This is a genomic window from Kitasatospora sp. NPDC017646 (genome assembly GCF_044329365.1).
Taxonomy (GTDB): Bacteria; Actinomycetota; Actinomycetes; order Streptomycetales; family Streptomycetaceae; genus Kitasatospora.
In genome coordinates, this window is sequence record NZ_JBIRJC010000034.1 from 16,398 (window position 1) to 37,921 (window position 21,524).

At 71.9% G+C, this 21,524-nt stretch carries 22 protein-coding genes; 16 read left to right on the forward strand and 6 right to left on the reverse strand.

The window, feature by feature from the left end; translation table 11 throughout:
* The first annotated feature begins 83 nt into the window (after positions 1-83).
* The 6 genes from ACH4J0_RS33415 (at position 84) to ACH4J0_RS33440 (ending at position 7,742) form a co-directional block, all read left to right on the forward strand.
* Positions 84-434: a hypothetical protein gene (locus ACH4J0_RS33415; RefSeq protein WP_046386924.1), complete on the forward strand. Its 351-nt coding sequence runs from the start codon at positions 84-86 to the stop codon at positions 432-434.
* Positions 435-599: 165 nt separating this feature from the next.
* Positions 600-1,418, forward strand: a complete 819-nt coding sequence (locus tag ACH4J0_RS33420) for a hypothetical protein (protein ID WP_396244727.1) — start codon at positions 600-602, stop codon at positions 1,416-1,418.
* 214 nt (positions 1,419-1,632) lie between these two features.
* Positions 1,633-2,682 (forward strand): hypothetical protein, encoded by a 1,050-nt coding sequence (locus ACH4J0_RS33425; RefSeq protein ID WP_396244728.1) that lies wholly within the window; start codon positions 1,633-1,635, stop codon positions 2,680-2,682.
* Positions 2,683-2,689: 7 nt separating this feature from the next.
* The gene (locus tag ACH4J0_RS33430; RefSeq protein ID WP_396244730.1) at positions 2,690-4,279 is read left to right on the forward strand and encodes an SCO6880 family protein; all 1,590 of its coding nucleotides are present in this window, start codon (positions 2,690-2,692) and stop codon (positions 4,277-4,279) included.
* Between the two features lie 85 nt (positions 4,280-4,364).
* The gene (locus ACH4J0_RS33435) at positions 4,365-5,714 is read left to right on the forward strand and encodes an ATP-binding protein (RefSeq protein ID WP_396244731.1); all 1,350 of its coding nucleotides are present in this window, start codon (positions 4,365-4,367) and stop codon (positions 5,712-5,714) included.
* Between the two features lie 228 nt (positions 5,715-5,942).
* Positions 5,943-7,742, forward strand: a complete 1,800-nt coding sequence (locus tag ACH4J0_RS33440) for a bifunctional metallophosphatase/5'-nucleotidase (RefSeq protein WP_396244732.1) — start codon at positions 5,943-5,945, stop codon at positions 7,740-7,742.
* A 70-nt stretch (positions 7,743-7,812) separates the two neighbouring features.
* Here ACH4J0_RS33440 and ACH4J0_RS33445 read toward each other — a convergent pair whose 3' ends face one another.
* The 5 genes from ACH4J0_RS33445 to ACH4J0_RS33465 all read right to left on the reverse strand — a co-directional run bounded on the left by ACH4J0_RS33445 (position 7,813) and on the right by ACH4J0_RS33465 (position 13,413).
* Complete coding sequence (locus tag ACH4J0_RS33445; protein WP_396244733.1) at positions 7,813-9,285, reverse strand: sensor histidine kinase; 1,473 nt, start codon at positions 9,283-9,285, stop codon at positions 7,813-7,815.
* Positions 9,282-10,052, reverse strand: a complete 771-nt coding sequence (locus ACH4J0_RS33450; protein ID WP_396244734.1) for a response regulator transcription factor — start codon at positions 10,050-10,052, stop codon at positions 9,282-9,284. The genes ACH4J0_RS33445 and ACH4J0_RS33450 overlap by 4 nt, the downstream gene beginning before the upstream one ends.
* A gap of 88 nt (positions 10,053-10,140) precedes the next feature.
* Positions 10,141-11,316, reverse strand: coding sequence for a S1C family serine protease (locus ACH4J0_RS33455; protein ID WP_396244736.1), 1,176 nt, complete (start codon positions 11,314-11,316; stop codon positions 10,141-10,143).
* Between the two features lie 115 nt (positions 11,317-11,431).
* Positions 11,432-12,517, reverse strand: coding sequence for a LacI family DNA-binding transcriptional regulator (locus tag ACH4J0_RS33460; RefSeq protein ID WP_396244738.1), 1,086 nt, complete (start codon positions 12,515-12,517; stop codon positions 11,432-11,434).
* A 164-nt stretch (positions 12,518-12,681) separates the two neighbouring features.
* The gene (locus ACH4J0_RS33465; protein WP_396244739.1) at positions 12,682-13,413 is read right to left on the reverse strand and encodes a winged-helix domain-containing protein; all 732 of its coding nucleotides are present in this window, start codon (positions 13,411-13,413) and stop codon (positions 12,682-12,684) included.
* Between the two features lie 654 nt (positions 13,414-14,067).
* Between ACH4J0_RS33465 and ACH4J0_RS33470 the strand changes: the two genes are divergently transcribed.
* The 7 genes from ACH4J0_RS33470 (at position 14,068) to ACH4J0_RS33500 (ending at position 18,654) form a co-directional block, all read left to right on the forward strand.
* Positions 14,068-14,361 carry a MoaD/ThiS family protein gene (locus ACH4J0_RS33470; RefSeq protein ID WP_396244740.1) on the forward strand — a complete coding sequence of 98 codons (294 nt, stop codon included), beginning with the start codon at positions 14,068-14,070 and terminating at the stop codon, positions 14,359-14,361.
* Positions 14,362-14,366: 5 nt separating this feature from the next.
* Positions 14,367-15,698 (forward strand): hypothetical protein, encoded by a 1,332-nt coding sequence (locus ACH4J0_RS33475; protein WP_396244742.1) that lies wholly within the window; start codon positions 14,367-14,369, stop codon positions 15,696-15,698.
* A 129-nt stretch (positions 15,699-15,827) separates the two neighbouring features.
* Positions 15,828-16,550: a DUF2993 domain-containing protein gene (locus ACH4J0_RS33480; RefSeq protein WP_396244743.1), complete on the forward strand. Its 723-nt coding sequence runs from the start codon at positions 15,828-15,830 to the stop codon at positions 16,548-16,550.
* A gap of 257 nt (positions 16,551-16,807) precedes the next feature.
* Complete coding sequence (locus ACH4J0_RS33485; RefSeq protein ID WP_350517234.1) at positions 16,808-16,888, forward strand: Ms5788A family Cys-rich leader peptide; 81 nt, start codon at positions 16,808-16,810, stop codon at positions 16,886-16,888.
* 243 nt (positions 16,889-17,131) lie between these two features.
* Positions 17,132-17,968 carry a sulfurtransferase gene (locus tag ACH4J0_RS33490; RefSeq protein WP_396244744.1) on the forward strand — a complete coding sequence of 279 codons (837 nt, stop codon included), beginning with the start codon at positions 17,132-17,134 and terminating at the stop codon, positions 17,966-17,968.
* A 39-nt stretch (positions 17,969-18,007) separates the two neighbouring features.
* Positions 18,008-18,298, forward strand: a complete 291-nt coding sequence (locus ACH4J0_RS33495; protein WP_030288989.1) for a DUF1416 domain-containing protein — start codon at positions 18,008-18,010, stop codon at positions 18,296-18,298.
* 101 nt (positions 18,299-18,399) lie between these two features.
* On the forward strand, positions 18,400-18,654 hold the full coding sequence (locus tag ACH4J0_RS33500; protein ID WP_396244788.1) for a hypothetical protein: 255 nt from the start codon (positions 18,400-18,402) through the stop codon (positions 18,652-18,654).
* Positions 18,655-18,664: 10 nt separating this feature from the next.
* On the opposite strand, the gene ACH4J0_RS33505 is transcribed toward ACH4J0_RS33500, so the two are convergent.
* Positions 18,665-19,027 carry a DsrE family protein gene (locus tag ACH4J0_RS33505; protein ID WP_396244745.1) on the reverse strand — a complete coding sequence of 121 codons (363 nt, stop codon included), beginning with the start codon at positions 19,025-19,027 and terminating at the stop codon, positions 18,665-18,667.
* A gap of 348 nt (positions 19,028-19,375) precedes the next feature.
* Between ACH4J0_RS33505 and ACH4J0_RS33510 the strand changes: the two genes are divergently transcribed.
* The 3 genes from ACH4J0_RS33510 to ACH4J0_RS33520 all read left to right on the forward strand — a co-directional run bounded on the left by ACH4J0_RS33510 (position 19,376) and on the right by ACH4J0_RS33520 (position 21,498).
* Positions 19,376-19,960: an FABP family protein gene (locus ACH4J0_RS33510; RefSeq protein ID WP_030288985.1), complete on the forward strand. Its 585-nt coding sequence runs from the start codon at positions 19,376-19,378 to the stop codon at positions 19,958-19,960.
* Between the two features lie 91 nt (positions 19,961-20,051).
* Positions 20,052-20,516, forward strand: a complete 465-nt coding sequence (locus ACH4J0_RS33515; protein WP_396244746.1) for a Fur family transcriptional regulator — start codon at positions 20,052-20,054, stop codon at positions 20,514-20,516.
* 19 nt (positions 20,517-20,535) lie between these two features.
* Positions 20,536-21,498, forward strand: a complete 963-nt coding sequence (locus ACH4J0_RS33520) for a YgfZ/GcvT domain-containing protein (protein ID WP_396244789.1) — start codon at positions 20,536-20,538, stop codon at positions 21,496-21,498.
* The last annotated feature ends 26 nt before the right edge of the window (positions 21,499-21,524 follow it).

Sequence of the window (21,524 nt, forward strand, 5' to 3'; positions counted from 1 at the left end):
GATCTGGCCAAGAATAGGCACCGACCCTTCGCGCGGGCGGGGTCAGGGCCCTTGAATTTGCCTGATCGGGCGGTGAGATGGAAATGAACCTGAGCAGCGTGCACACCTATGCGGTCGGCCACCTGGCCGAGGACCCCCCCAAGAAGCCGAGCATCGACACCATCATCGGCGGCATCGCCCCGGACTGGGGGCCGTTCGCGACCCTCGGGTCGGAGGCCCGGGTGATGGTCGAGGTCATCATGGCCCTCGCCATCATCCTCTGCCTCGGCATCGCGGCCTGGGGCGCGGCCAAACAGCGGATCGGTGCGACCGCGATGCGCGACAGCTTCGGCGCCGAACAGGGCAAGGGGCTGATCATCGCCGGGCTGACCGGCGTGTTCATCATTGGATCACTCGGCACTCTGTTCACCATTGTCTACGGCATGGCGATCTGACGATCGGACAGCATCCCCGGCCCGCCTGAGGGCAGGTTCCCCGCCCGAACCCCACCAGTGGCCGACCAGCCAGGACTCCACCCCCGTTCCCACCCTCCGTCCGCGCCCGCCCCCGGGCGGAGGGCCCCCGGAGCCGCCCCGGCTCCCCGCACCAGGAGGGCCGCCGTGCCGTTGTCCGACGACCAGCCGCACACCCGAACGCGGCTGCCGGTCGACGAACAGCCCTCCGTGCCGGCGACCCTCCGTCAGTCTCGGCCGCTGCGAACCCTGCTGACCGTGCTCGTGGTCGTCACCCTGCTCGTCGTCGCGATCTCCATCGCCAACCGCGGCAAGCCCGGCACCGGCAGCGGCGGCGGCAGCTCCGCCGACCACGCCGCGCCCAGCGCCGCCTCCGGCGCCGGCCCGGCCCCCAGCGGCGACCAGCCCGTCGGCACCACCGTCAACGGCATCGCCTCCGGCTTCCCGCACAGCGACCAGGGCGCCCAGTCCGCCGCCGCCAACTACGCGGTGGCGATCGGCTCCCCGGACATGTTCCGCACCGACAGCCGCCACACCATCATCGCCACCATCGCCGACCCGGGAGCGGCGGGGGCGCTCCAGAGCCGGCTGGACCAGGGCTTCGGCGGCGACACCGCCGCCCGCTACGGCCTCGACGCCCAGGGCCACGCACCCAAGGGCCTCACCTTCGTCAGCCGCACCATCCCGGCCGGCACCAAGTCGACGGGCTACAACGACGGGGACGCCAAGGTCGAGGTGTGGTGCACCGGCCTCACCGGCCTCGCCGGCGAACGCTCCGTCCAGCCGGTGACCGCCAACTGGTTCACCCTCGCGCTCTCACTCCACTGGACGGGGAGCGACTGGAAACTCACCGACTTCACCAGCAGGCAGGGCCCCGCGCCGATGCCCGGAGACCAGCAGGCCGCCACCGCCGAGGAGATCACCGGCGCCGTGCAGCAGTTCGGGGGGTTCCGCTATGCCCGTTGACCAGACCACACACCGTTCGACCGCACGCCGTGCGGGCACGGTGGCCGGCGTTTTGGCCGCCGTGCAGGTGATGACGATGCTGACGGCCCAGCGGGTGTTCGCCGAGCCGTCGCCGACTGCCACGCCCACCTGTCAGAAAGTCGATCTCCCGATCCCGGGCAGCGATGCCGGATGCGCTCCCAACGGAGCGGTCGTCATTCCCGGGAGCGGCACTGTGGGCACCGTGACCGACCCGCTCGGGTCGCTCGCCAAGGGCTGCGCCCAGGCGGCGGCCTGGGTGGTGCGGAAGTTGTCGGGGGCGATCGACGGGACGACGGCGGTCGACTTCACCAACCAGTCGTTCCTTCAGCAGTACGCCGTGGTGTTCGCCGTGTCGACGGTGATCACGCTGGTGCTGTGGCTGCTGGCGGTGACCAAGCGGGCGGTGCGGGGGGCGCCGTTGACGACGGCGATCTCGGAGGCGGTCGGCTTCCTGTGGCTGACCGTGGTGGCCTCCGCGTTCACGCCGCTGATCCTGTTCACCGTGGTGAGCGTGACGGACGGGCTGACGAAGGCGATCGCGGTCGGGACGAAGTCGGACACCGGGACGTACCTGAGCGGCTTCGCGGACACCCTGGAGAAGGGGGACGTCGGCGGCGGCCCGCTGATACTGGTGATCGTGTCACTGGTGGCGGTGCTGGCGGCGGCGGTGCTCTGGATCGAGCTGGTGATCCGGGCGGCGATGCTGTACGTGGGGGCGCTGCTGGGGACGGCGGTGTACGCGGGGCTGGTGGACCGGCAGTTGTGGAAGCACGTGCGTCGGTGGGCCGGGATGATGCTGGCGGTGGACCTGGCGAAGCCGATCATCGTGATCATCCTGGGCCTGGCGGGCGCGGTGGCGACCGGCGCCGGGGCCAACGACGACTTCGCCCGGGTGCTGTCCGGGCTGGCGATCCTGTTCCTGTCGATCTTCGCGAGCGCCGCGGTGTACCGCTTCGTGCCGACCTTCGGCGACGAGATGCTGAACATGCGTCGGGCCCGGGCCAGCGCGGTGCAGGCCGGTTCGGCGATGATCAGCGGCACCGCGAACCTGATGAAGCAGGGCATCACCACCCACGGCGACCGCGGTCCGCAGGCGGCCGGCGCGGGTGGCGGGGCGGGCGGGGGCTCGGTCGCGCCCGGCATCGCCGCGCACGCCGGCCGGACGCCGGCCCCACCGCCGCAGGCCGGGCCGCCGCAGGCCCCGGTTCCGATCCGCGACAGCAATCCAGCGAAGGGAGGGTGACGGGTAAGTGAGCAGCGAACCGCTCGGCCAGTACGGCGCCCAGTACGCCCAGCCGTACGTGCACCAGCGCCGCACCTACCTGATCGGCAAGGCCCGCCCGAACGCGCCGATCGGCCGGAACCGGGAGTCCGGCGAGATCCTGCTGATCATCTTCGGGGCTTTCGTCGGGATGCTCTGGGGCCTGTTGATGCCGGTCCTGCCACTGCGGATCGCCGGTCTGCTCGGCCTGCCCCTGCTGGCCATCGCGGCGGTCTACGTGCCGTACCGCAAGCGGACGTTCTACAAGTGGGTGGAGATCAACCGCACCTACCGCCGGACCGTCCGCAGCGGGCGCGGGGTGTGGCGCTCGGACGCGATGGACGCGGGCACCCGGATGGACGGCCGGGAGGTGGAGGTCGGGCCGCCGCCCGGGGTCGGGCGGCTGCGCTGGCTGACCGCGCCGTTCGGGCCGGACGAGGTCGGGGTGCTGATGCACCTGGAGCGGCGGACGGTGACGGCCGCGATCGAGATCGAGGGCCCGGGCGTCGGGCTGCGCGACTCGGAGGACCAGGAGGCGCTGGTCGACCGCTTCGGCACGCTGCTGAAGCACGTCGCCAACGGGGACGGCTTCGTGACCCGGCTGCAGATCCTGGCCCGCACCCTGCCGGCCGACCCGGACGCGCACGCCAAGGACGTGGAGCGGCGCGGCGACCACGACGCGCCGCGCTGGCTGCAGGAGTCGTACGACCAGTTGCAGTCGATGGTGTCGACCTCCTCGGAGCAGCACCGGGCGTACCTGGTGGCCTGCATGCACTACACCCGTGACCTGGCCGCCGAGGCGCACGCGATGGGCCGCAACGCCTACGAGAAGCGTGCGGCCGGGGGTCCGTCCCGGGACGACGACGGGCTGGCGGCGGTGATGGCCCGCGAGCTGACCGACATCTGCGCCCGGCTGGCCGAGGCGGACATCCGGGTGCGCCAGCCGCTGGGCCAGGCACGGCTGTCCTCGCTGCTGCACTCGATGTACGACCCGGACCACCCGATCGACCACATCCAGGCGATGTCCCGGCGCAACGCCTGGCCGGCCGAACTGGACGCGACCCACCCGCAGTACCTGACGGCGAAGACCCGCGAGTCGGCGACCCGGGAGCCGTGGTGCCACGCGACCGCGTGGGTCAAGGAGTGGCCGTTGACCCCGGTGGGCGTCAACTTCCTGGCGCCGCTGCTGGTGCACACCCCGGACGTGATCCGGACGGTCGCGGTGACGATGGACCTGGAGCCCACCGACGTCGCGATCGAGCGGATGCTGACCGAGAAGACCAACGACGAGGCGGAGGCCAGCCGCGCGGCCAAGATGAACCGCACGGTCGACCCGCGCGACCTGGCCCACACCGGCCGGGTGGACCAGCGCGGTGACGACCTGGCCTCCGGCGCGGCCGGGGTGAACCTGGTCGGCTACATCACGGTCTCCTCGCGCAATCCCGAGGCGCTGGCCCGCGACAAGCGGACCATCCGGGCGTCGGCCGGCAAGAGCTACCTCAAGCTGGAGTGGTGCGACCGCGAGCACCACCGGGCCTTCGTCAACACCCTGCCGTTCGCCACCGGCATCCGCCGCTGACCGCCGCGCCCGTCCACCCGCACCGCACCCGTCCACGTCCGCACCGCACTCGTCCGCCCCTACCGCTGGCACCAGGAGGCCTCCCATGGCGCTCGGCAACCTCACCGACGCGTTCACCAGCCTGTTGTTCGGCAAGGTGGAGACGACCAGGCTGCCGGTGCGCACCTCCACCGGCCAGGCGCAGGCGGTCTACCTGCCCACGGCCGCACCGGGGCTGGGCGACTCGGGCGTGATCATCGGGCGCGAGGTGTACAGCGGCAAGGGCTACGTGTACGACCCGTTCCAGCTGTACGGGCAGCAACTGCCGGCCCCGCACTGGCTGGTGCTGGGGGAGTCCGGCAACGGCAAGTCGGCACTGGAGAAGACCTATGTGCTGCGGCAGTTGAGGTTCCGCGACCGGCAGGTCGTGGTGCTCGACGCGCAGGGCGAGGACGGCGTCGGCGAGTGGAACCTGATCGCCGACGCGCTGGGCATAAAGCCGATCCGGCTGGACCCGATGGCGGCCCGGGACGGTGGGGTGAAGCTCAACCCGCTGGACCCGGCGATCACCCAGACCGGCCAGCTGTCGTTGCTGCGCACCATCATCGAGGTGGCGATGGGGCGCGGTCTGGAGGAGCGGGCGGGCTTCGCGCTGAAGGCCGCGCACGCCCACGTGGTGGCCTCGGTGAAGGACCGTCAGCCGGTGCTGAACGACATCATCGACACGCTGCGCAGCCCCGAGCTGTCCTCGGTGGAGTCGCTGGGCGTGGCGGTGGACGAGGTGCAGTCCTGGGGCCTGGACGTGGCGCTGGTGCTGGACCGGCTGGTCGACGGTGACCTGCGCGGCATGTTCGACGGCCCGACCACCGACGGCATCGACCTGGACGCGCCGCTGATCGTCTTCGACCTCTCGCACATCGACCGCAACTCGATCGCGATGCCGATCCTGATGGCGATCGTCGGGGTGTGGCTGGAGCACACCTGGATCCGGCCGGACCGGAAGAAGCGCATCTTCCTGGTCGAGGAGGCCTGGCACATCATCAACAGTCCCTTCGTGGCCCAGTTGTTCCAGCGGCTGCTGAAGTTCGGCCGCCGGCTCGGGCTGTCCTTCGTCGCGGTGGTGCACCACCTGTCGGACGTGGTGGACGGCGCGGCGGCGAAGGAGGCCTCGGCGATCCTCAAGATGGCCTCCACCCGGACGATCTACATGCAGAAGGCCGAGGAGGCGCGGGCCACCGGCCGGGTGCTGGGTCTGCCGCGCTGGGCGGTGGAGATCATCCCGACCCTGTCGCCGGGCATCGCGGTGTGGGACGTCAACGGCAACGTCCAGGTGGTCAAGCACATCATCACCGACACCGAGCGGCCGCTGGTGTACACCGACCGGGCGATGACCGAGGACGCCGTGGCCGAACGGGTGCGGGCAGAAAGGCAGTTGGCGGCGGAGCCGGGAGTTTGACCGGGACCGGCCAGGGCCTGACCGGAGGTCAGCCGGAGGGGAGAGCGTTCGTGTGCAGGCTGCCGGTCCCCGTCCGGGGGCGATGGTTCGTCAGCAGGTAATCCTCTCGTTACGTTCCACGTCCTGACAGCTACGCGCGTTGACCCTAGGCTGCACTCGCGCAACTCATCGCCCACGCGCCGGTGTCCTCCGCCGCCGCGTGGTCCTCCAAGGTGCAGGGGACCCCTCATGCTCACCGTCAGATCCCGACGGGCGGCGTTCGCCGTCGTCGCCGCCGCAGGTCTGTTCGGCACGGTGGCCGTGCCGACGGCCGCTCAGGCCGCCGACGCCAACGCCAAGCGTCACAAGACCGTCAACCTCCAGCTGCTGGCGATCAACGATTTCCACGGCAACCTGGAGCCCCCGGCCGGCTCCTCCGGCACGATCAAGGAGGTCGACCCGGCCACCGGCCAGGTGGTCTCCACCCCGGCCGGCGGCATCGAGTACCTGGCCACCGAACTGCGCGAGGCGCGGATCCCGGCCGACGACTCGATCACCGTCGCGGCTGGCGACATCGTCGGCGCCAGCCCCCTCACCTCGGCGCTGTTCCACGACGAGCCGACCATCGAGGCGATGGACAAGCTCGGCCTGGACGTCACCTCGGTCGGCAACCACGAGTTCGACCAGGGCGCGGCGGAGCTGCTGCGCAAGCAGGAGGGCGGCTGCCACCCGACCGACGGCTGCTACGAGCCCGGCCGGACCTTCAAGGGCGCCAACTTCAACTACCTGTCGGCGAACGTCACCGACGAGAAGACCGGCAAGACCCTGCTGCCCCCGTACTGGGTGACCAAGTCCCAGGGCGTGAAGATCGGCTTCATCGGCGTCACCCTGGAGGGCACGCCGAACATCGTGACCGCCGAGGGCATCAAGGGCCTGAAGTTCGCCAACGAGGTCACCACGATCAACAGGTACGCCGCCGAGCTGAAGGCCAAGGGCGTCAACTCGATCGTCGCGCTGATCCACGAGGGCGGCTACCCGGCCAGCAGCGTCTACAACTACGACTGCGGCCCGGCCGGCCAGGGCGTCTCCGGTCCGATCGTCGACATCGCGAGGAACATCGACCCGGCGGTCGGCGCCATCGTCACCGGCCACACCCACAACGCGTACGCCTGCGAGATCCCCGACCCCAACGGCGTGCCGCGCTCGGTCACCAGTGCCGCCTCCTTCGGGCGGCTGTTCACCGAGATCGACATGAAGCTGGACAAGACCACCGGCGAGATCGTCCGCCCCTCGGTCAAGGCGGAGAACCACGTGGTGCGCCGCACGGTCCCGAAGGCCCCGGACATGACGGCGCTGATCGACCACTACGCCAAGCTGGCCGCCCCGAAGGCCAACCGCCCGGTCGGTTACATCTCGGCGGACATCAACGGCCGTGGCAGCGGTGACCTGGAGAAGCCGCTCGGCGACGTGATCGCCGACGCCCAGCTGGAGGGGCTCGCCCCGGCCGACAAGGGCGGGGCACAGGTCGCCTTCATGAACCCGGGCGGTCTCCGCTCGGACCTGGTGTACAAGGCCTCGGGCAGTGAGGGCGACGGCGTGGTGACCTACGGCGAGGCGTTCACCGTCCAGCCGTTCACCAACATGATGCAGGTCAAGACGCTGACCGGCGCCCAGCTGATCCAGCTGCTGCAGCAGCAGGTGAGCGGCCTCAACGACGCGGCGCCGAAGGTCCTCCAGGCGTCCTCGAACCTCCACTACACCCTGGACATGCGCAAGACCGGCGCGGACCGGGTGGTGCTGGACTCGGTCCGGCTGAACGGCGCGCCGGTCGACCCGGCCGCCAAGTACCGGGTCGCGGCCAACGAGTTCCTGGCCGGCGGCGGCGACGGCTTCCCGGCCTTCGCGGCCGGCACCGACAAGCTCGTCGGCGCCTCCGACCTGGACGTCTTCACGGCCTACCTGGCGGCTCACAGCGCGGCGGGCTCGCCGCTGAAGCCGCCGGCGCAGGACCGGATCAAGGTCCTCGGCCCGGGCAGCGACATCGACTGACCGTGCGCCGGAGATGAGGACGGGCGGGGCGCTGTCGGGGCGCCCCGCCCGTTCCGTTACCCGCTGACCGTCACTCGGGGGCGAGGCCGCCGGGCAGTCGTACGGTGGCCAGCGCGCCCGGGCCGCCGTCCTCGGCCGGGCCGAGGGTGACCTCGCCGCCCGCCTCCCGGACGCTCTGCGCGACGATCGACAACCCCAGTCCGGAGCCGGGCAGTTGACGCGAGGAGGGGGAGCGCCAGAAGCGGTCGAAGACGTACTGGAGCTCGTCCGGTGGGATGCCGGGGCCGTGGTCGCGCACGGTCAGCACGCCCTGCCGGAGCCGGACCTCGATGGTGCCGCCGGGCGGGCTGTACTTGACCGCGTTGTCCAGCAGGTTGATCACGGCCCGCTCCAGGCCGGCCGCGTCGCCGTGTGCGTACCAGGGTTCGGTGCTCACCTCGAAGACCAGCCCGGGACCGCGGAGCTTGGCCCGCTCGACGGCCCGGTCGGCGATCTCGTGCAGCGCGACCACGGTGAGGTTGGGGCCGGTCTTCGGGGTGTCGGGGCGGGACAGCTGGAGCAGGTCGCCGATCAGCACGGTGAGCTCCTGCATCTGGGCCTTCATGTTGCCCAGCAGTTTGGTCTTGGTCGCCGGGGGCAGCGGGCGGCCGGTGGCGTCGCTGCGGATCAGCAGGTCGACGTTGGTGCGCAGCGAGGTGAGGGGCGTCCGCAGCTCGTGGCCCGCGTCGGCGATCAGCCGGGTCTGGCGCTCGCGGGAGTTGGCGAGGGCGGTGCTCATCGAGTTGAAGGAGGTGGACAGGCGGGCGATCTCGTCGTCACCGCGCACCGGGATGGTGGTGCCGACCTCCTCGGTCCGGGCGATGTGCTCGACGGCGCCGGTGAGTTGGTCGACGGGCTTGAGGGAGGAGTGGGCGACCAGGCGGCCGGCGACGGCGGCGAGGAGGATGCCGCCGAGGGAGACCGCACCGAGGAGGATGGCGAGGCCCTGGAGGGAGTCCTCGACGGACTGGGTGGGAGTCGCCACCATGACGACCGCAGGCACCGAGAACCTGTGGCTCACAGTCAGCCGGATCATTGCGGGGGTTCCGTCTGTGTACTTCCCGTCCCGGATGATCGACTGTCCGGACGCGAGCCGGAACGCTGCGGAGTCCTCCGGCTTGGTCACGATGGCCTTGGTCGCACCCGGGGGCAGACAAACTCCCGCTGACGAGAGGAACTGGGTGTCCCGGGGCACGGCACCGCTGATCTCCGGCATGATGCCGCCGCGCTGGTTCTCCAGCGCGTCCTCCGGGGTGGGATAGCAGATCAGCTTTCCGGGCAGTGCCGGGGGCGCGCTCACCAGATCCGATTTCACCTGGTCGTACAGCTGCTTGTGAACGATGAACCAGCACGCCAGTGCCGACATGGCGATGGCCACCGCCACCGCGGCCGCGCTCAGGAAGGTGAGGCGGCCGCGCAGCGAGCGCGATCGGAGCCAGTGCGCCAGCCGGCGCCGCCGGGGAACGCGTGGCGGCGTCAGAGGCGGGGGCGGAACTGTACTCACGCGCCGGCGCCGGCGGCCGGGCGAAGGGCGTAGCCGACGCCGCGCACGGTCTGGATGAGGCGCGGCATGCCGCCCTGCTCGGTCTTGCGGCGCAGGTACATCACGTACACGTCCAGGGAGTTGGAGGAGGGCTCGAAGTCGAAGCCCCAGACCGCCTTGAGGATCTGCTCGCGGGTGAGGACCTGCCGGGGGTGGGCGAGGAACATCTCCAGCAGCATGAACTCGGTGCGGGTGAGTTCGACGGGCTTGCCGCCGCGGGTGACCTCGCGGGTGGCGGTGTTCATCCGCAGGTCGCCGAAGGCGAGCACCTCGCTGTCGTCCTCGGCGGCGGCGCGGGCGGCGGCCTCCGCGGCGAGGGCGTTGCGGCGAAGCAGGGCACGGACGCGGGCGAGGAGTTCGTCGAGTTCGAAGGGCTTGGCGAGGTAGTCGTCGGCGCCGACGTCGAGGCCGGTGACGCGGTCGCCGACGGCGTCGCGGGCGGTGAGCATCAGGACGGGGACGGTGTCGCCGCGGGAGCGCATCCGGCGGACGGCGGTGAGGCCGTCCATCCGGGGCATCATGATGTCCAGCAGGACGAGGTCGGGCTTGTCGCGTTCGACGGCCTCCAGGGCCTCGTAGCCGTCGGTGGCGGTGGCGACCTCGTAGCCCTCGAAGGCGAGGCTGCTCTCCAGGGCGTCCCGGAGGGCGGGTTCGTCGTCGACCACGAGGAGCCGGGCGGAGGGGTGGCCGGCCTCGGCGGTGGTGCGGTCGTCGGCGGACGGGGTCATGGGCTGGTGCCCTTTCTCGTCGGGTGGAGGGCCTGCTGGGAGCAATTGTCCGCCTCGCGGACGCTTACCGGCTCTCAGTGATTGTGGCTCACAGGCTCTGGCCGGCTTCGAGCTTCGGCAGGACCTGCTTGATGTCGTTGATCGGGATGGCGAAGCCGAGGCCGACGCTGCCGGCCGTGCTGCTGCCGCCGCCGGCGGTGGAGCTGGCGCCGTTCGGGGCGTACATGGCCGAGTTGATGGCGATGACCTGGCCGTTGGCGTTGATCAGCGGGCCGCCGGAGTTGCCGGGGTTGAGAGCGGCGTCGGTCTGGAAGGCCTTGTAGGTGGTGGTGTCGGCGCCGCTCTGCTGCTGCGGGATGCTGCCGCGCAGGCCGGGCAGGTTGGGGAAGCCGAAGCCGCCGTTGCCGCTGGTGCTGCCCTCGTCGAGCTGGACGGTGACGTCGCGGTTCTGGGCGCTGATGATGCCGGAGGTGACGGTGCCGGTGAGGCCGTCGGGGTTGCCGATGGCGACGACGGGGTCGCCGACGGCCACGGTGGAGGAGTCTCCGAGGACGGCGGGGCTGAGGTTCTTGGCGCCGGTGGCGGTGATCACCGCGACGTCGAGCTTCTTGTCGGTGCCGGTGACGGTGGCGGGGGCGGTGGAGCCGTCCTTGAAGGTGACGGTGATCCGGCCGCTGCCGTCGGTCGCGGTGTCGATCACGTGGTAGTTGGTGAGGATCTGGCCGCTGTCGTTGAGGACGACGCCGGTGCCGGTGGCGGTGCCGTTGCCGCTCTTGACGGTGATCTGGACGACGCTGGGGGAGACGGCGGAGGCGATGGCGGGCACGTTGGCGGTGCCGTCGGTGCGCGCGGAGACCGGGCTGGCGATGGTGCCGACGCGGGTGTCGGAGGACTGCCGGTCGGCGGCGACGACCCCGCCGGTGACCCCGCCGATGACGGCGGCGATCGCGGCGACGGCGGTGACCAGGGCGAGCCGTCCGCGCAGCAGGCCGCGCCGGGCCCGGTGGCCGTGGACGTCGGGGCCCTGGGGCTCTGAGAGGTGCCCCAGCAGGGTGGGCGGCTCGGGCGGCATGGGCGGGGGAGGGGGCGGTCCGTCGTAGCTGCCGCCGGAGTGGTCCTCGCGCTGGTCGTACCCGGTGGGCCGGCCGTACCCGGTGCGCGGGTCGGTGCCACCGGCGCCGTGGCCGAGCACGGTGCCCTCGATCACGCGGGGCTGCTCGTACGGGCCGTACTGCTCGTCGGGGTGCTGCTGCTGTTCGCTCATGCCGACCAAGCTCCGCCTGGTGGATGAGGACCGGATGAGAAGCGGCTCAGAACGCCCCGAGAAGCGCGTTGGCTTCTCATAAAGCCTGGTCAGGCCACCTGTGGAGCGGAATCGGTCATTCCGCTCCGGCTGCTCCGTCCGGCTGTTCCGGCAGGGGCCGCCCGGGCGCGGCGCCGTCGCAGCCGCAGGAACGGCGGATGACCAGGCGGGACGGGAACTTGCGGACCCGCTCGGTGTCCGAGCCGGGCACCATCAGGGAGTCGTCCAGCACCAGGTCCACGGCGGCCCGGGCCATCGCGTCGCGGTCGGAGGCGACGGTGGTCAGCGGCGGGTCGGCGAGCGCGGCCTCGGGCACATCGTCGAAGCCGGCCACCGCGAGGTCCTCGGGGACGCGCAGGCCGACCTCGCGGGCCGCCCGCAGCACGCCGATGGCCTGGTCGTCGGTGGAACAGAAGACCGCCCGCGGCCGGTCCGGCCTGCGCAGCAGGTCGAGCGCGACGTCGTACGCGCCGTAGCGGTGGAAGGGCGCGTCGATCAGGTGCGGCGCGGTGGGGACGCCGTGGGCGTCCATGGCGCGCTGCCAGCCCTCGACGTGGTCGATGACCGGGTCGCCGGGGGCGGGGGACTCCACCGGGCCGCCGAAGCAGGCCACGTACGGGTGTCCGTGCACCTCCAGCAGGTGGCGGACGACGGCCTCGGCACCGCCGACGTCGTCGGTGACCACCGCGACGTCGTCGATCGCCTCGGGGCGGCGGTGCAGCAGCACCACCTTCGCCCCCTCCATCGCGGCGAACTCCTCGGCGGCGCGCTGGGACGGGCCCTGGCTGACCAGGATCAGGCCGGAGACCCGCATGCCGAGGAAGGCGCGGACGTAGTGGACCTCGCGGTCGTCGACGTAGTCGGAGTTGCCGATCAGCACGAGCTTGCCGCGCTCGGAGGCGGCCCGTTCGACGGCGTGGGCCATCTCGGCGAAGAAGGGCTGGCGGGCGTCGGGGACGACCATGCCGATCAGGTTGGTCCGCCGGGAGGCCATCGCCTGGGCGACGCTGTTCGGCCGGTAGCCGAGCTGCTCGATCGCCGCGAGGACCTTCTCCCGGGTCGCGGGCGCGACCGGGCGCGGCCCGTTGTTGATCACGTAGCTGACGACCGCGGTCGAGGTCCCAGCCAGTCGGGCTACATCGTCGCGCGTCACCTTGGCCACGGGGGGAGTCTACGCGTGTGGCCCCCGGGGCGGCAGTGGGACTTGGGCCACTTCGGGGGGCGCGCCGGGAGCAATCAGGACGAACCGGTCGGTGGACGGCCCGCCCGGGGCGTGTCTGACGATTCGCGCGCCCGGCGGGAGTCGTCAGACGCGCCCCGGCCCGGTCAGGCCTCCAGGGGGGCCGGGGGACGCTGGGAGAGGTCCGGGCGCTCGCCCTTCTCGGCCTTCTCCGGGACGACGAAGCGGTAGCCGACGTTGCGCACGGTGCCGATCAGCTGCTCGTTCTCGACGCCGAGTTTGGCGCGCAGCCGCCGGACGTGGACGTCCACCGTCCGGGTGCCGCCGAAGTAGTCGTAGCCCCAGACCTCCTGGAGCAGCTGGGCCCGGGTGAAGACCCGGCCGGGGTGCTGGGCGAGGTACTTGAGCAGCTCGAACTCCTTGAAGGTGAGGTCGAGCGCCCGGCCCTTGAGCTTGGCGGAGTAGGTGGCCTCGTCGACCGAGAGGTCGCCGTTGCGGATCTCCATCGGGCTGTCGTCGACGGCGACCTGGAGCCGGCCGAGCGCGAGCCGCAGCCGGGCCTCGACCTCGGCCGGGCCGGCGGTGTCCAGCAGGACGTCGTCGATGCCCCACTCGGCGGTCACGGCGGCCAGGCCGCCCTCGGTGACCACCAGGATCAGCGGGCAGCCGATGCCGGTGGAGCGCAGCAGCTGGCACAGGCTGCGGACCTGCGGCAGGTCGCGCCGTCCGTCGACCAGGATGACGTCCGCACCGGGGGTGTCCACCAGGGCCGATCCCTCGGCGGGTGCGACCCGGACGTTGTGCAGCAGCAGGCCGAGGGCCGGCAGCACTTCGGCGGACGGTTGCAGCGCGTTGGTCAGGAGGAGGAGAGAACTCATACCCGGTGGTCCCCTTTCCGGGTCGTCGCGGTCGCGTCCCGGCTGCCGCCGCAGCCGGAGGACGCAGGTGCTGAGGGGAGGGGGAAGGACGCCCGGGCGGCTTCGGGGGAGCGCACGGCGCACCGGGGGTCCCGCAACCCCTGGCGCACCGTTCCTGCCCTGCTCATCCCGCGAAACCCTCCGGTCTGTCCGGTCCCGGGTGGCGGCCCGGCGCCGGGTGGCGACACCCCGCCGGCCGGCACGTCCTTGTGCCGCGAGAGGCGGGGCGGTTCCTGCGGCGCGCCGGGGGTGGGCCGGCGAATCGCACGAACGTCCGTACTGGCGTCCTGAAAGCACAAAAGGACCCGGGGGCGACTCTGCCCGGATCCCTCTTGGTGCACGAGGATAGCCGACCGCCCCCCGCACCGGGAGTGGGCGAATCCGGCGGTTCGCCCAATCCGGGCGCGCGCCGGGTGAGCCTGGACACAGCTTCGAGCGCCGCCCAGGGCCCGTCCGGCCAGGCCGGTTGCCGCTCGGACCGGCGGACACGCCATCATGGGACGCACATCGGCGGCGCTGCCCGGGTCCATCGTTCGGGTGGTCGGGCGGGAACTCCGGTGGCGAGCCGGACCGGGCCACCGGGGCCGGGCGAGGACGAACGGAAGGGGTGGCCCGATGGGCGCGACCACCGAGCCCGCGAGCGGTGCCCGGGTGCGCGGGACGATCCGCTACTGGGCGGCGGCGAAGTCCGAGGCCGGGCTGGCCGAGGAGCCGTACGAGGCGGCGACCCTGGCGGAGGCGCTGACGGCGGCCAAGGAGCGGCACGCCGACCGGCCGAGGTTCATCCAGCTGCTCGGGCACTGCTCGTACCTGGTCGACGGCGCGCAGGTGGGCGGCCGGGACCACGGGACCGTGGCCCTGACCGAGGGCGGGACGGTCGAGGTCCTCCCGCCGTTCGCGGGAGGCTGAGCGGCGTGACGGACATGAACAACCCGAACCACGGCGGCGGCTACGGCAACTGGCCGCAGCAGCCCCAGCAGCCCTATCCGCATCCGCAGCAGCCACCGCGGCACGCGCCGCAGCACCCGTACGGCTATCCGGTGGACGACGAGGCGGCGACCACGCTGCTGCCGCCGGTGCCCGCGTTCGACGACGCCGACGCGACCACCCTGATGTCGCCGGTGCCCGCGTTCGAGGACGCCGAGGCGACCACCCTGCTGCCGCCCGTCCCGGCGCTGGACGACGCGGCGGCCACCACGCTGCTGCCGCCGGTGAGGGTCTCCGGTGCGATGCCGGTCGCCCCGCCGCAGCACCGCGGGCAGCCTCCGGTGCAGCAGCAGCCGCAGCCGCCGCAGCAGCCCTCGCGGGCGCGGCACGCGGCCCCGGCGCCGCAGCCCGCCCCGCGGCAGGCCGCGCCGCCCGTCGCCGGGATGCCCCCGGCCGGGATGCCCGCCGCCGCGCCGCCCGTCGACGGAGCGGGCTTCGACCCGCCGACCATGACGCTCAAGCGCCCGGACGCCCCAGCCGCCCCGCCGTACGGCTCCCTCCCGGCGCAGCCGACCCCGCTCGCGGCGCCGACCGCCGCCCCGGGCGGCCGGACCGGTTCGCCGATCATCGACCCGGGCCTCCAGCCGGCTCTGATCACCGCGGGCACGGCCGCGCTGCTGGCCGGTGGTGCCGCGCTGGGCCAGGTGGCGCTGGCCCTGGTGGTCGCGCTGCTGCAGCTGCTGACGGCGGCCGGCTGGTTCCGGCTGAACGGCATGTGGCCGGCCCGCCAGGGGATCCTGCTCGCCGCGCTGGCCGGGCTCACCGCGGACGCGGCCGTGCTGCTGGTGGACTCGAACGGCGACGCGGCGGCCGTGGTGGGCACCCTGGGCGGGTTCTTCCTGCTGGTCCTGGTGCTGCAGACGTTCCGTCCGTCGGATCCGAAGGAGCGGTTCTACGCGCTGACGGTGCTGGGATCGGCCACCGTGGTGACGGCGCTGTGCACCACGCTGCTGCTGGCCGAGTGGGTGCCGGCCGGGGTGGGCGCGGTGGCGCTGGCCACCCTGCTGGCGGCGGCTCCGCTGCCCGGCCCGAAGCAGCTGGGCCCGGTGCTGGGCCTGGTCGCGGCGGTGCTGCTGGGTCTGCTGGTGGGCGCGCCGGTGGCGCTGGGTGCGCTCGCCGGGCTGGGTGCGCTGATCGGCCGCCGGGTCGCGGCGTACGACTTCCCGTCCCGTTTCGTGCACATGACGGCGGGCGTGGCGCTTCCGCTGGCCGTGGCCGCGCCGCTGATCTGGATGGCCACCGACCTGCTGGCCGGCTGAGCCGGGTACGTCACGACCGCGTCCCGCCCCGGAACCACCTTCCGGGGCGGGACGTCGTACGGTCGTGCGGTAGGAGCCGCGTCCGGACGGCTCCGGACGTGACGGCGACCGGCGACGACGGGGGACACGATGCGCGGATGGCTGAAGGCGACGATCGGTCTGGCGGTGCTCGCCGGCCTGCTGGTGGGCGCGGACCGGATCGCGGTCGGCGTGGCCGAGGACGAAGCCGCCGACCGGCTGGTGAAGAGCGGCCAGATGAGCCAACGGCCGGACGTCACGATCGAGGGCTTCCCGTTCCTGACCCAGGTGGTCTCGAAGAAGCTGGACGACGTCCGGATCTCCTCGGACGGCCTGACCGTCCGGAACAACGGCCAGCAGGTGGGGCTGCACTCCTTCAAGGCCAGGCTCTCGGGCGTCGAGGTGAGCGACAGCCTGAACAGTGCCACGATGGACAGCGGTACCGGCAGCGGTGTGATCACCTACCAGGACCTCGCCCAGCTGCTGCCCCCGGCCTCCCAGCTGATGGGCGGTGCCCCGCTGCCGGGCGGCGCCAACTCCCGGCTGAGCCTGTCGTACGGCGGACCGGGCAAGGTCAAGGCCTCGCTGGGTCCGGTCTCGGTCGGTGAGGCCACCGTGCACAACGAGGGCAACACCGTCACGGTGGACGGCCTCAAGCTGAGCTCGCTGGCCGAGATGTTCGCCGGGCTCGCCAACCGGAAGGTCGAGCCGGCGAGCTTCACCCTGGACTCCATGCCGGCCGGCCTGAAGCTGGCCGCGAAGGACGGCGTGACGCCGCTGCCGGAGGGCCTCCAGCTGTCCTTCGAGGGCAAGGGCGTCAAGCTGCTGGGCTGACCCGGGGCCGTTCCGCCGTCGCTCCGGCTCCGCTCCCCTTCTTCTCCTCCTTCTCCGTCGCCGTTCCGCTCCGCGAGACGCGCTGTCCAGCGCGACCCGCGGAGCGGTGCCGTTTCCGCCCGTTGTGGGCCCCCGCCGGGCGTCCGGCCCGGGCCCGCCGGAGTGCGCGAAGGCTGAATCCCAGTATTCGACCGTTTCGATCTCGGTATTCGATACGCTGGTGACAGCAGGCCGCCGGTGTCCCTAGCATCGTCGGCATGAAGCGACAGACGGATCTCACGAAGCGGCGGGCGGTCGACCTGTGCCGCGTGGCCGCCTGTCTGTGTCGAATGCGCTGAGTCGGCGTCCTGGCAGGGCAGTTGAAGCCCGCCGCCGATCTCTCCGGTGACCTCGCCCGGCTCTTCGGGCCGGTGGTCGCCGCCGTACCCCGCACGTCCACGCCCGGTCGCCCCGGCTCGCTCCTCCGTCCCGTCATTCGGACGGGATTTCGGACGGGAGTCGGACCGCACCCGCTCGGGCACCCCTGCAGCACCTGCTGAGCAGCACCTTCCGCCAACCGCCCCCGGATGGAGAACATCACCATGAGCCGCAGCGACGTCCTGGTCGACGCCGACTGGGTCCAGGCCCACCTGGACGACCCGAAGGTCGTCATCGTCGAGGTCGACGAGGACACCTCCGCGTACGACAAGAACCACATCCGCAACGCCGTCCGGATCGACTGGAAGAAGGACCTCCAGGACCCGGTCCGCCGCGACTTCATCGACCAGGCCGGCTTCGAGGCGCTGCTCAGCGCCAAGGGCATCGCCAACGACGACACCGTCGTCCTCTACGGCGGCAACAACAACTGGTTCGCCTCCTACGCCTACTGGTACTTCAAGCTGTACGGCCACGGCGACGTCCGCCTGCTGGACGGCGGCCGCAAGAAGTGGGAGCTGGACTCCCGCGACCTGGTCGCCGAGGTCCCGGCCCGCCCGGCCACCCAGTACACCGCCCAGGCCGCCGACTCCTCGATCCGCGCCTTCCGCGACGACGTGGTCGCCGCCATCGGCAACCTCAACCTGGTCGACGTCCGCTCGCCCGACGAGTTCTCCGGCAAGCTGCTCGCCCCGGCGCACCTCCCGCAGGAGCAGTCGCAGCGCCCCGGCCACGTGCCGAGCGCCCGCAACATCCCGTGGGCGAAGAACGCCAACGACGACGGCACCTTCAAGAGCGACGAGGAGCTCAAGGCCCTGTACGAGGCCGAGGGCATCGACCTGGCGAAGGACACCATCGCCTACTGCCGCATCGGCGAGCGCTCCGCGCTCACCTGGTTCGTGCTGCACGAGCTGCTCGACCAGCAGAACGTCAAGAACTACGACGGTTCGTGGACCGAGTACGGCAGCCTGGTCGGCGTGCCGATCGAGCTCGGCAGCAACTGAGCCCCGGCTCGACCCGTAAGTCAGAAGGGAATACCAGACATGTGCGGTGCGAAGGCCGGCGGCCCGGACCTGGCAGGAGTTGACGTGGCGAACGAGACGATCATCCAGGGTTCGGTGACCCGCGACGGTGAGCCGGTCAACGGCTACGTCCGGCTGCTGGACGAGAACAACGAGTTCACGGCCGAGGTGCCCACCTCGGCGACCGGCCAGTTCCGGTTCTTCGCCCGCCCGGGCAAGTGGACCCTGCGGGCGCTCGTCCCGGGCCAGACCGTGGACCGTCAGGTGGTGGCCTCCCAGGGCACCGCCGTCGAGGTCGCGATCGCGGTCTGACCAGGACGGACGATCACACCGAGGGCCCCTGCCGCGCAGGGGCCCTCGGCCGTACCGTGGAAGACGTGCAGACGAGGCGCCGGCGGCGCTACTACTACGCCATGATGGGCGTGTGCGTGGGCCTGTTCGTCCTGGCCTGGGGCGTGGTGCGGTTCTTCTCGGTGGGAGCCGCGGTGGGCCTGTGCGTGGTCGCGATGGTCATCCCGCCGGCCGCCGCGGTGTTCGCCAACAAGCGGGATCCGGAGGACGACTGGTGGAACGACCCGCGCTGGGACGACCCGAAGTGGGACGACCCCGGCCACGACCGGGACCGCCCCGACCACGAGCCGCACGACAAGCGCGACAAGTCCGAGTAGGCGGGGCGGGTCAGTAGACGAGCGCCTGGACGCCGTCCGCCGTGATCTCGCTGACGAAGACCTGCGCGCCCGCGATCCGGACGCCCTCGACGGTGTCCTTCTGCTCGATCCCGCGCCGGGCCGCGCACTGGGTGCACAGCGTCACCGAGCCGGCCGCCAGGATCGACTCCAGCAGGTCCGGCAGCGGGGCGGCGTGCGGCAGCTCGAACTCCGCCGCCTTCCCCGGCAGGGCGAACCAGGAGGACTCCCCGGTCAGCCAGAGCGAGACCTCGATCCCGCTGGCGACGGCCACGGCCGCCACCGTGAAGGCCTGCGAGCACCGCTCCGGCGCGTCCGCCCCGGCGGTGACCTTGATGACGAGCTTCTTCGACATGGCGCCACCTTAGAGGGCGCGTGACCCCCGTCCGAGGTCATCCCGGAATCCCTTGGGGAAACCTTGGGCGGCGCCCGTGCGCGGGGCGCGAAACCCGACGTGGCGGGGCTCACCGCGACCGGCCGGAGCACGACGGATAGAGTGAGCCCGCAAAATCCACCACAACTGTCGCCGCCTGGGAGCCCCCCGTGTCCGGTCTGGAAATGTTCTTCGACGGTCTGCTGGCCCTCATGGCCGTGCTGATCACCTGGTTCGCCATCTTCTCGGTGATGAAGCTGTACCAGGGCCAGCGCTGACCCTGCCGTACGGTTGAGGCAGACCGCACCGACCACGACAGCGACCAGGAACATGATCGAGATCCCCTCTGACCTCCACAAGGACGTCGTCCCGCTCGCCTTCCTCCTCGGCACCTGGGAGGGCGCGGGCGTCTACGACTTCCCCGGCACGGAGAAGTGCAACTTCGGCCAGGAGATCGTGATCCGGCACGACGGCCGCCCCTTCCTGGAGTTCCGCTCCCGCACCTGGGTGCTGAACGAGGAGGGCGAGAAGGTCCGTCCGCTGGAGAACGAGCACGCGTTCTGGCGCATCACCAGCAACCACGACGGCACCACCGGCGCCCGCGGGATCGAGATCTCCTCCGTCCGTGACGACGGCACGGTCGAGATCTGGTACGGCGAGCTGGCCGACGGCAAGCCGCAGGTCGACGTCTCCACCGACGCGGTGGCCCGGATCGAGGGCTCCCCGGAGTACTCCGGCGGCAAACGGCTGTACGGCTTCGTCAACGGCGAACTGCTCTGGGTCGGCGAGAAGGCCGCTCCGAACGTGCCGCTGCGCCCGTACATGTCCGCGCAGCTGAAGAAGGTGCTCAGCCCGGCCCAGCTGATCAAGGACATCAACGACCTGCCCGACGACGGCATCGCCTTCTTCAAGTAGGCGTCGCACAGTCCGCGCACGAGGTAGGGACCGGCCCCCGGCCGGTCCCTACACTTGCCTCAGGACCCCCGACCTTGGCAGGGACAGAACCGTGGCGGACACCGGCACCACCGACTGGCAGCTCTCCGGCGACTGGAAGGCCGACCTGCGCGAGCGCGGCTACCGCCTCACGCCCCAGCGGCAGCTCGTGCTGGAGGCCGTGGACGTCCTCGACCACGCCACCCCCGACGACATCCTCTGCCACGTCCGCAAGACCGCCAGCGGCGTCAACATCTCCACCGTCTACCGGACCCTGGAGCTGCTGGAGGAGCTGGGCCTGGTCTCGCACGCCCACCTCGGCCACGGCGCCCCGACCTACCACCTGGCCGGCCGCCACCACCACCTGCACCTGGTCTGCCGGGACTGCGAGGAGGTCACCGAGACCGGCACCGAGATCGCCCAGCCGCTGATCGACCGGCTGCGCGAGGAGCACGGTTTCGACACCGACCTCAAGCACTTCGCCATCTTCGGCCGCTGCGCCGACTGCACGGCGAAGCAGGCGGACGGCCGGTCGTAAGCTGGCCGGTATGACCGGTGTGAAGAGTCCGCTGCTTGCCCTGCCCGGAGCCGTCCCCGCCGAGGGGGCCGACGAGGGCGTCGCCGCCCACTACGGCGACATCTTCCGCGAGCAACGGAACCTGTCCCAAGGCACCGGCTTCGTCGACCTCTCGCACCGCGGCGTGGTCACCGTCTCCGGCGCCGACCGCCTCTCCTGGCTGCACCTGCTGCTCACCCAGCACGTGAGCGGGCTGGAGCCGCAGCACGCCACCGAGGCGCTGGTGCTCTCCCCGAACGGGCACGTCGAGCACGCGCTCTACCTGGTGGACGACGGCACCACCACCTGGGCCCACGTCGAGCCGGGCACCCAGGGCGCGCTGGTCGCCTACCTGGAGAGCATGAAGTTCTTCTACCGGGTGGAGGTCGCCGACGCGACCGCCGACTACGCCGTGGTCCACCTGCCGGCCGGCTCCACCGGCTCCGTCGAGGGTGCCGCCGCCGTCCGCGAACTCCCTCACGGACGCGACCTGTTCGTGCCGCGCGCGGAACTGGCGGAGCTGGCCGCCGGGTACGGCCCGGCGGCCGGGGTCTGGGCGTACGAGGCGCTGCGGATCGAGGGCCACCGGCCCCGGCTCGGCTTCGAGACCGACCACCGGACCATCCCGCACGAGGTGGACTGGCTGAGCACCGCCGTCCACCTGCAGAAGGGCTGCTACCGCGGCCAGGAGACCGTCGCCCGGGTGCACAACCTGGGCCGCCCGCCGCGCCGGCTGGTCTTCCTGCACCTGGACGGCACCGAGGAGACGCTGCCCCCGCACGGCACCGAGGTGCGGCTGGCCTCCGACCCGGACGGGCGGTCGCTGGGCTTCGTGACCTCCTCGGCCAGGCACCACGAGCTGGGGCCGATCGCGCTGGCGATCGTCAAGCGGAACGTCCCGGTGGACGCGGTGCTGCTGGCCGGGACGGTTCCGGGCACCCAGGACGTGATCGTCCCGCAGTAACGCCTTCGGGCCTGCGGGGCCCTGGC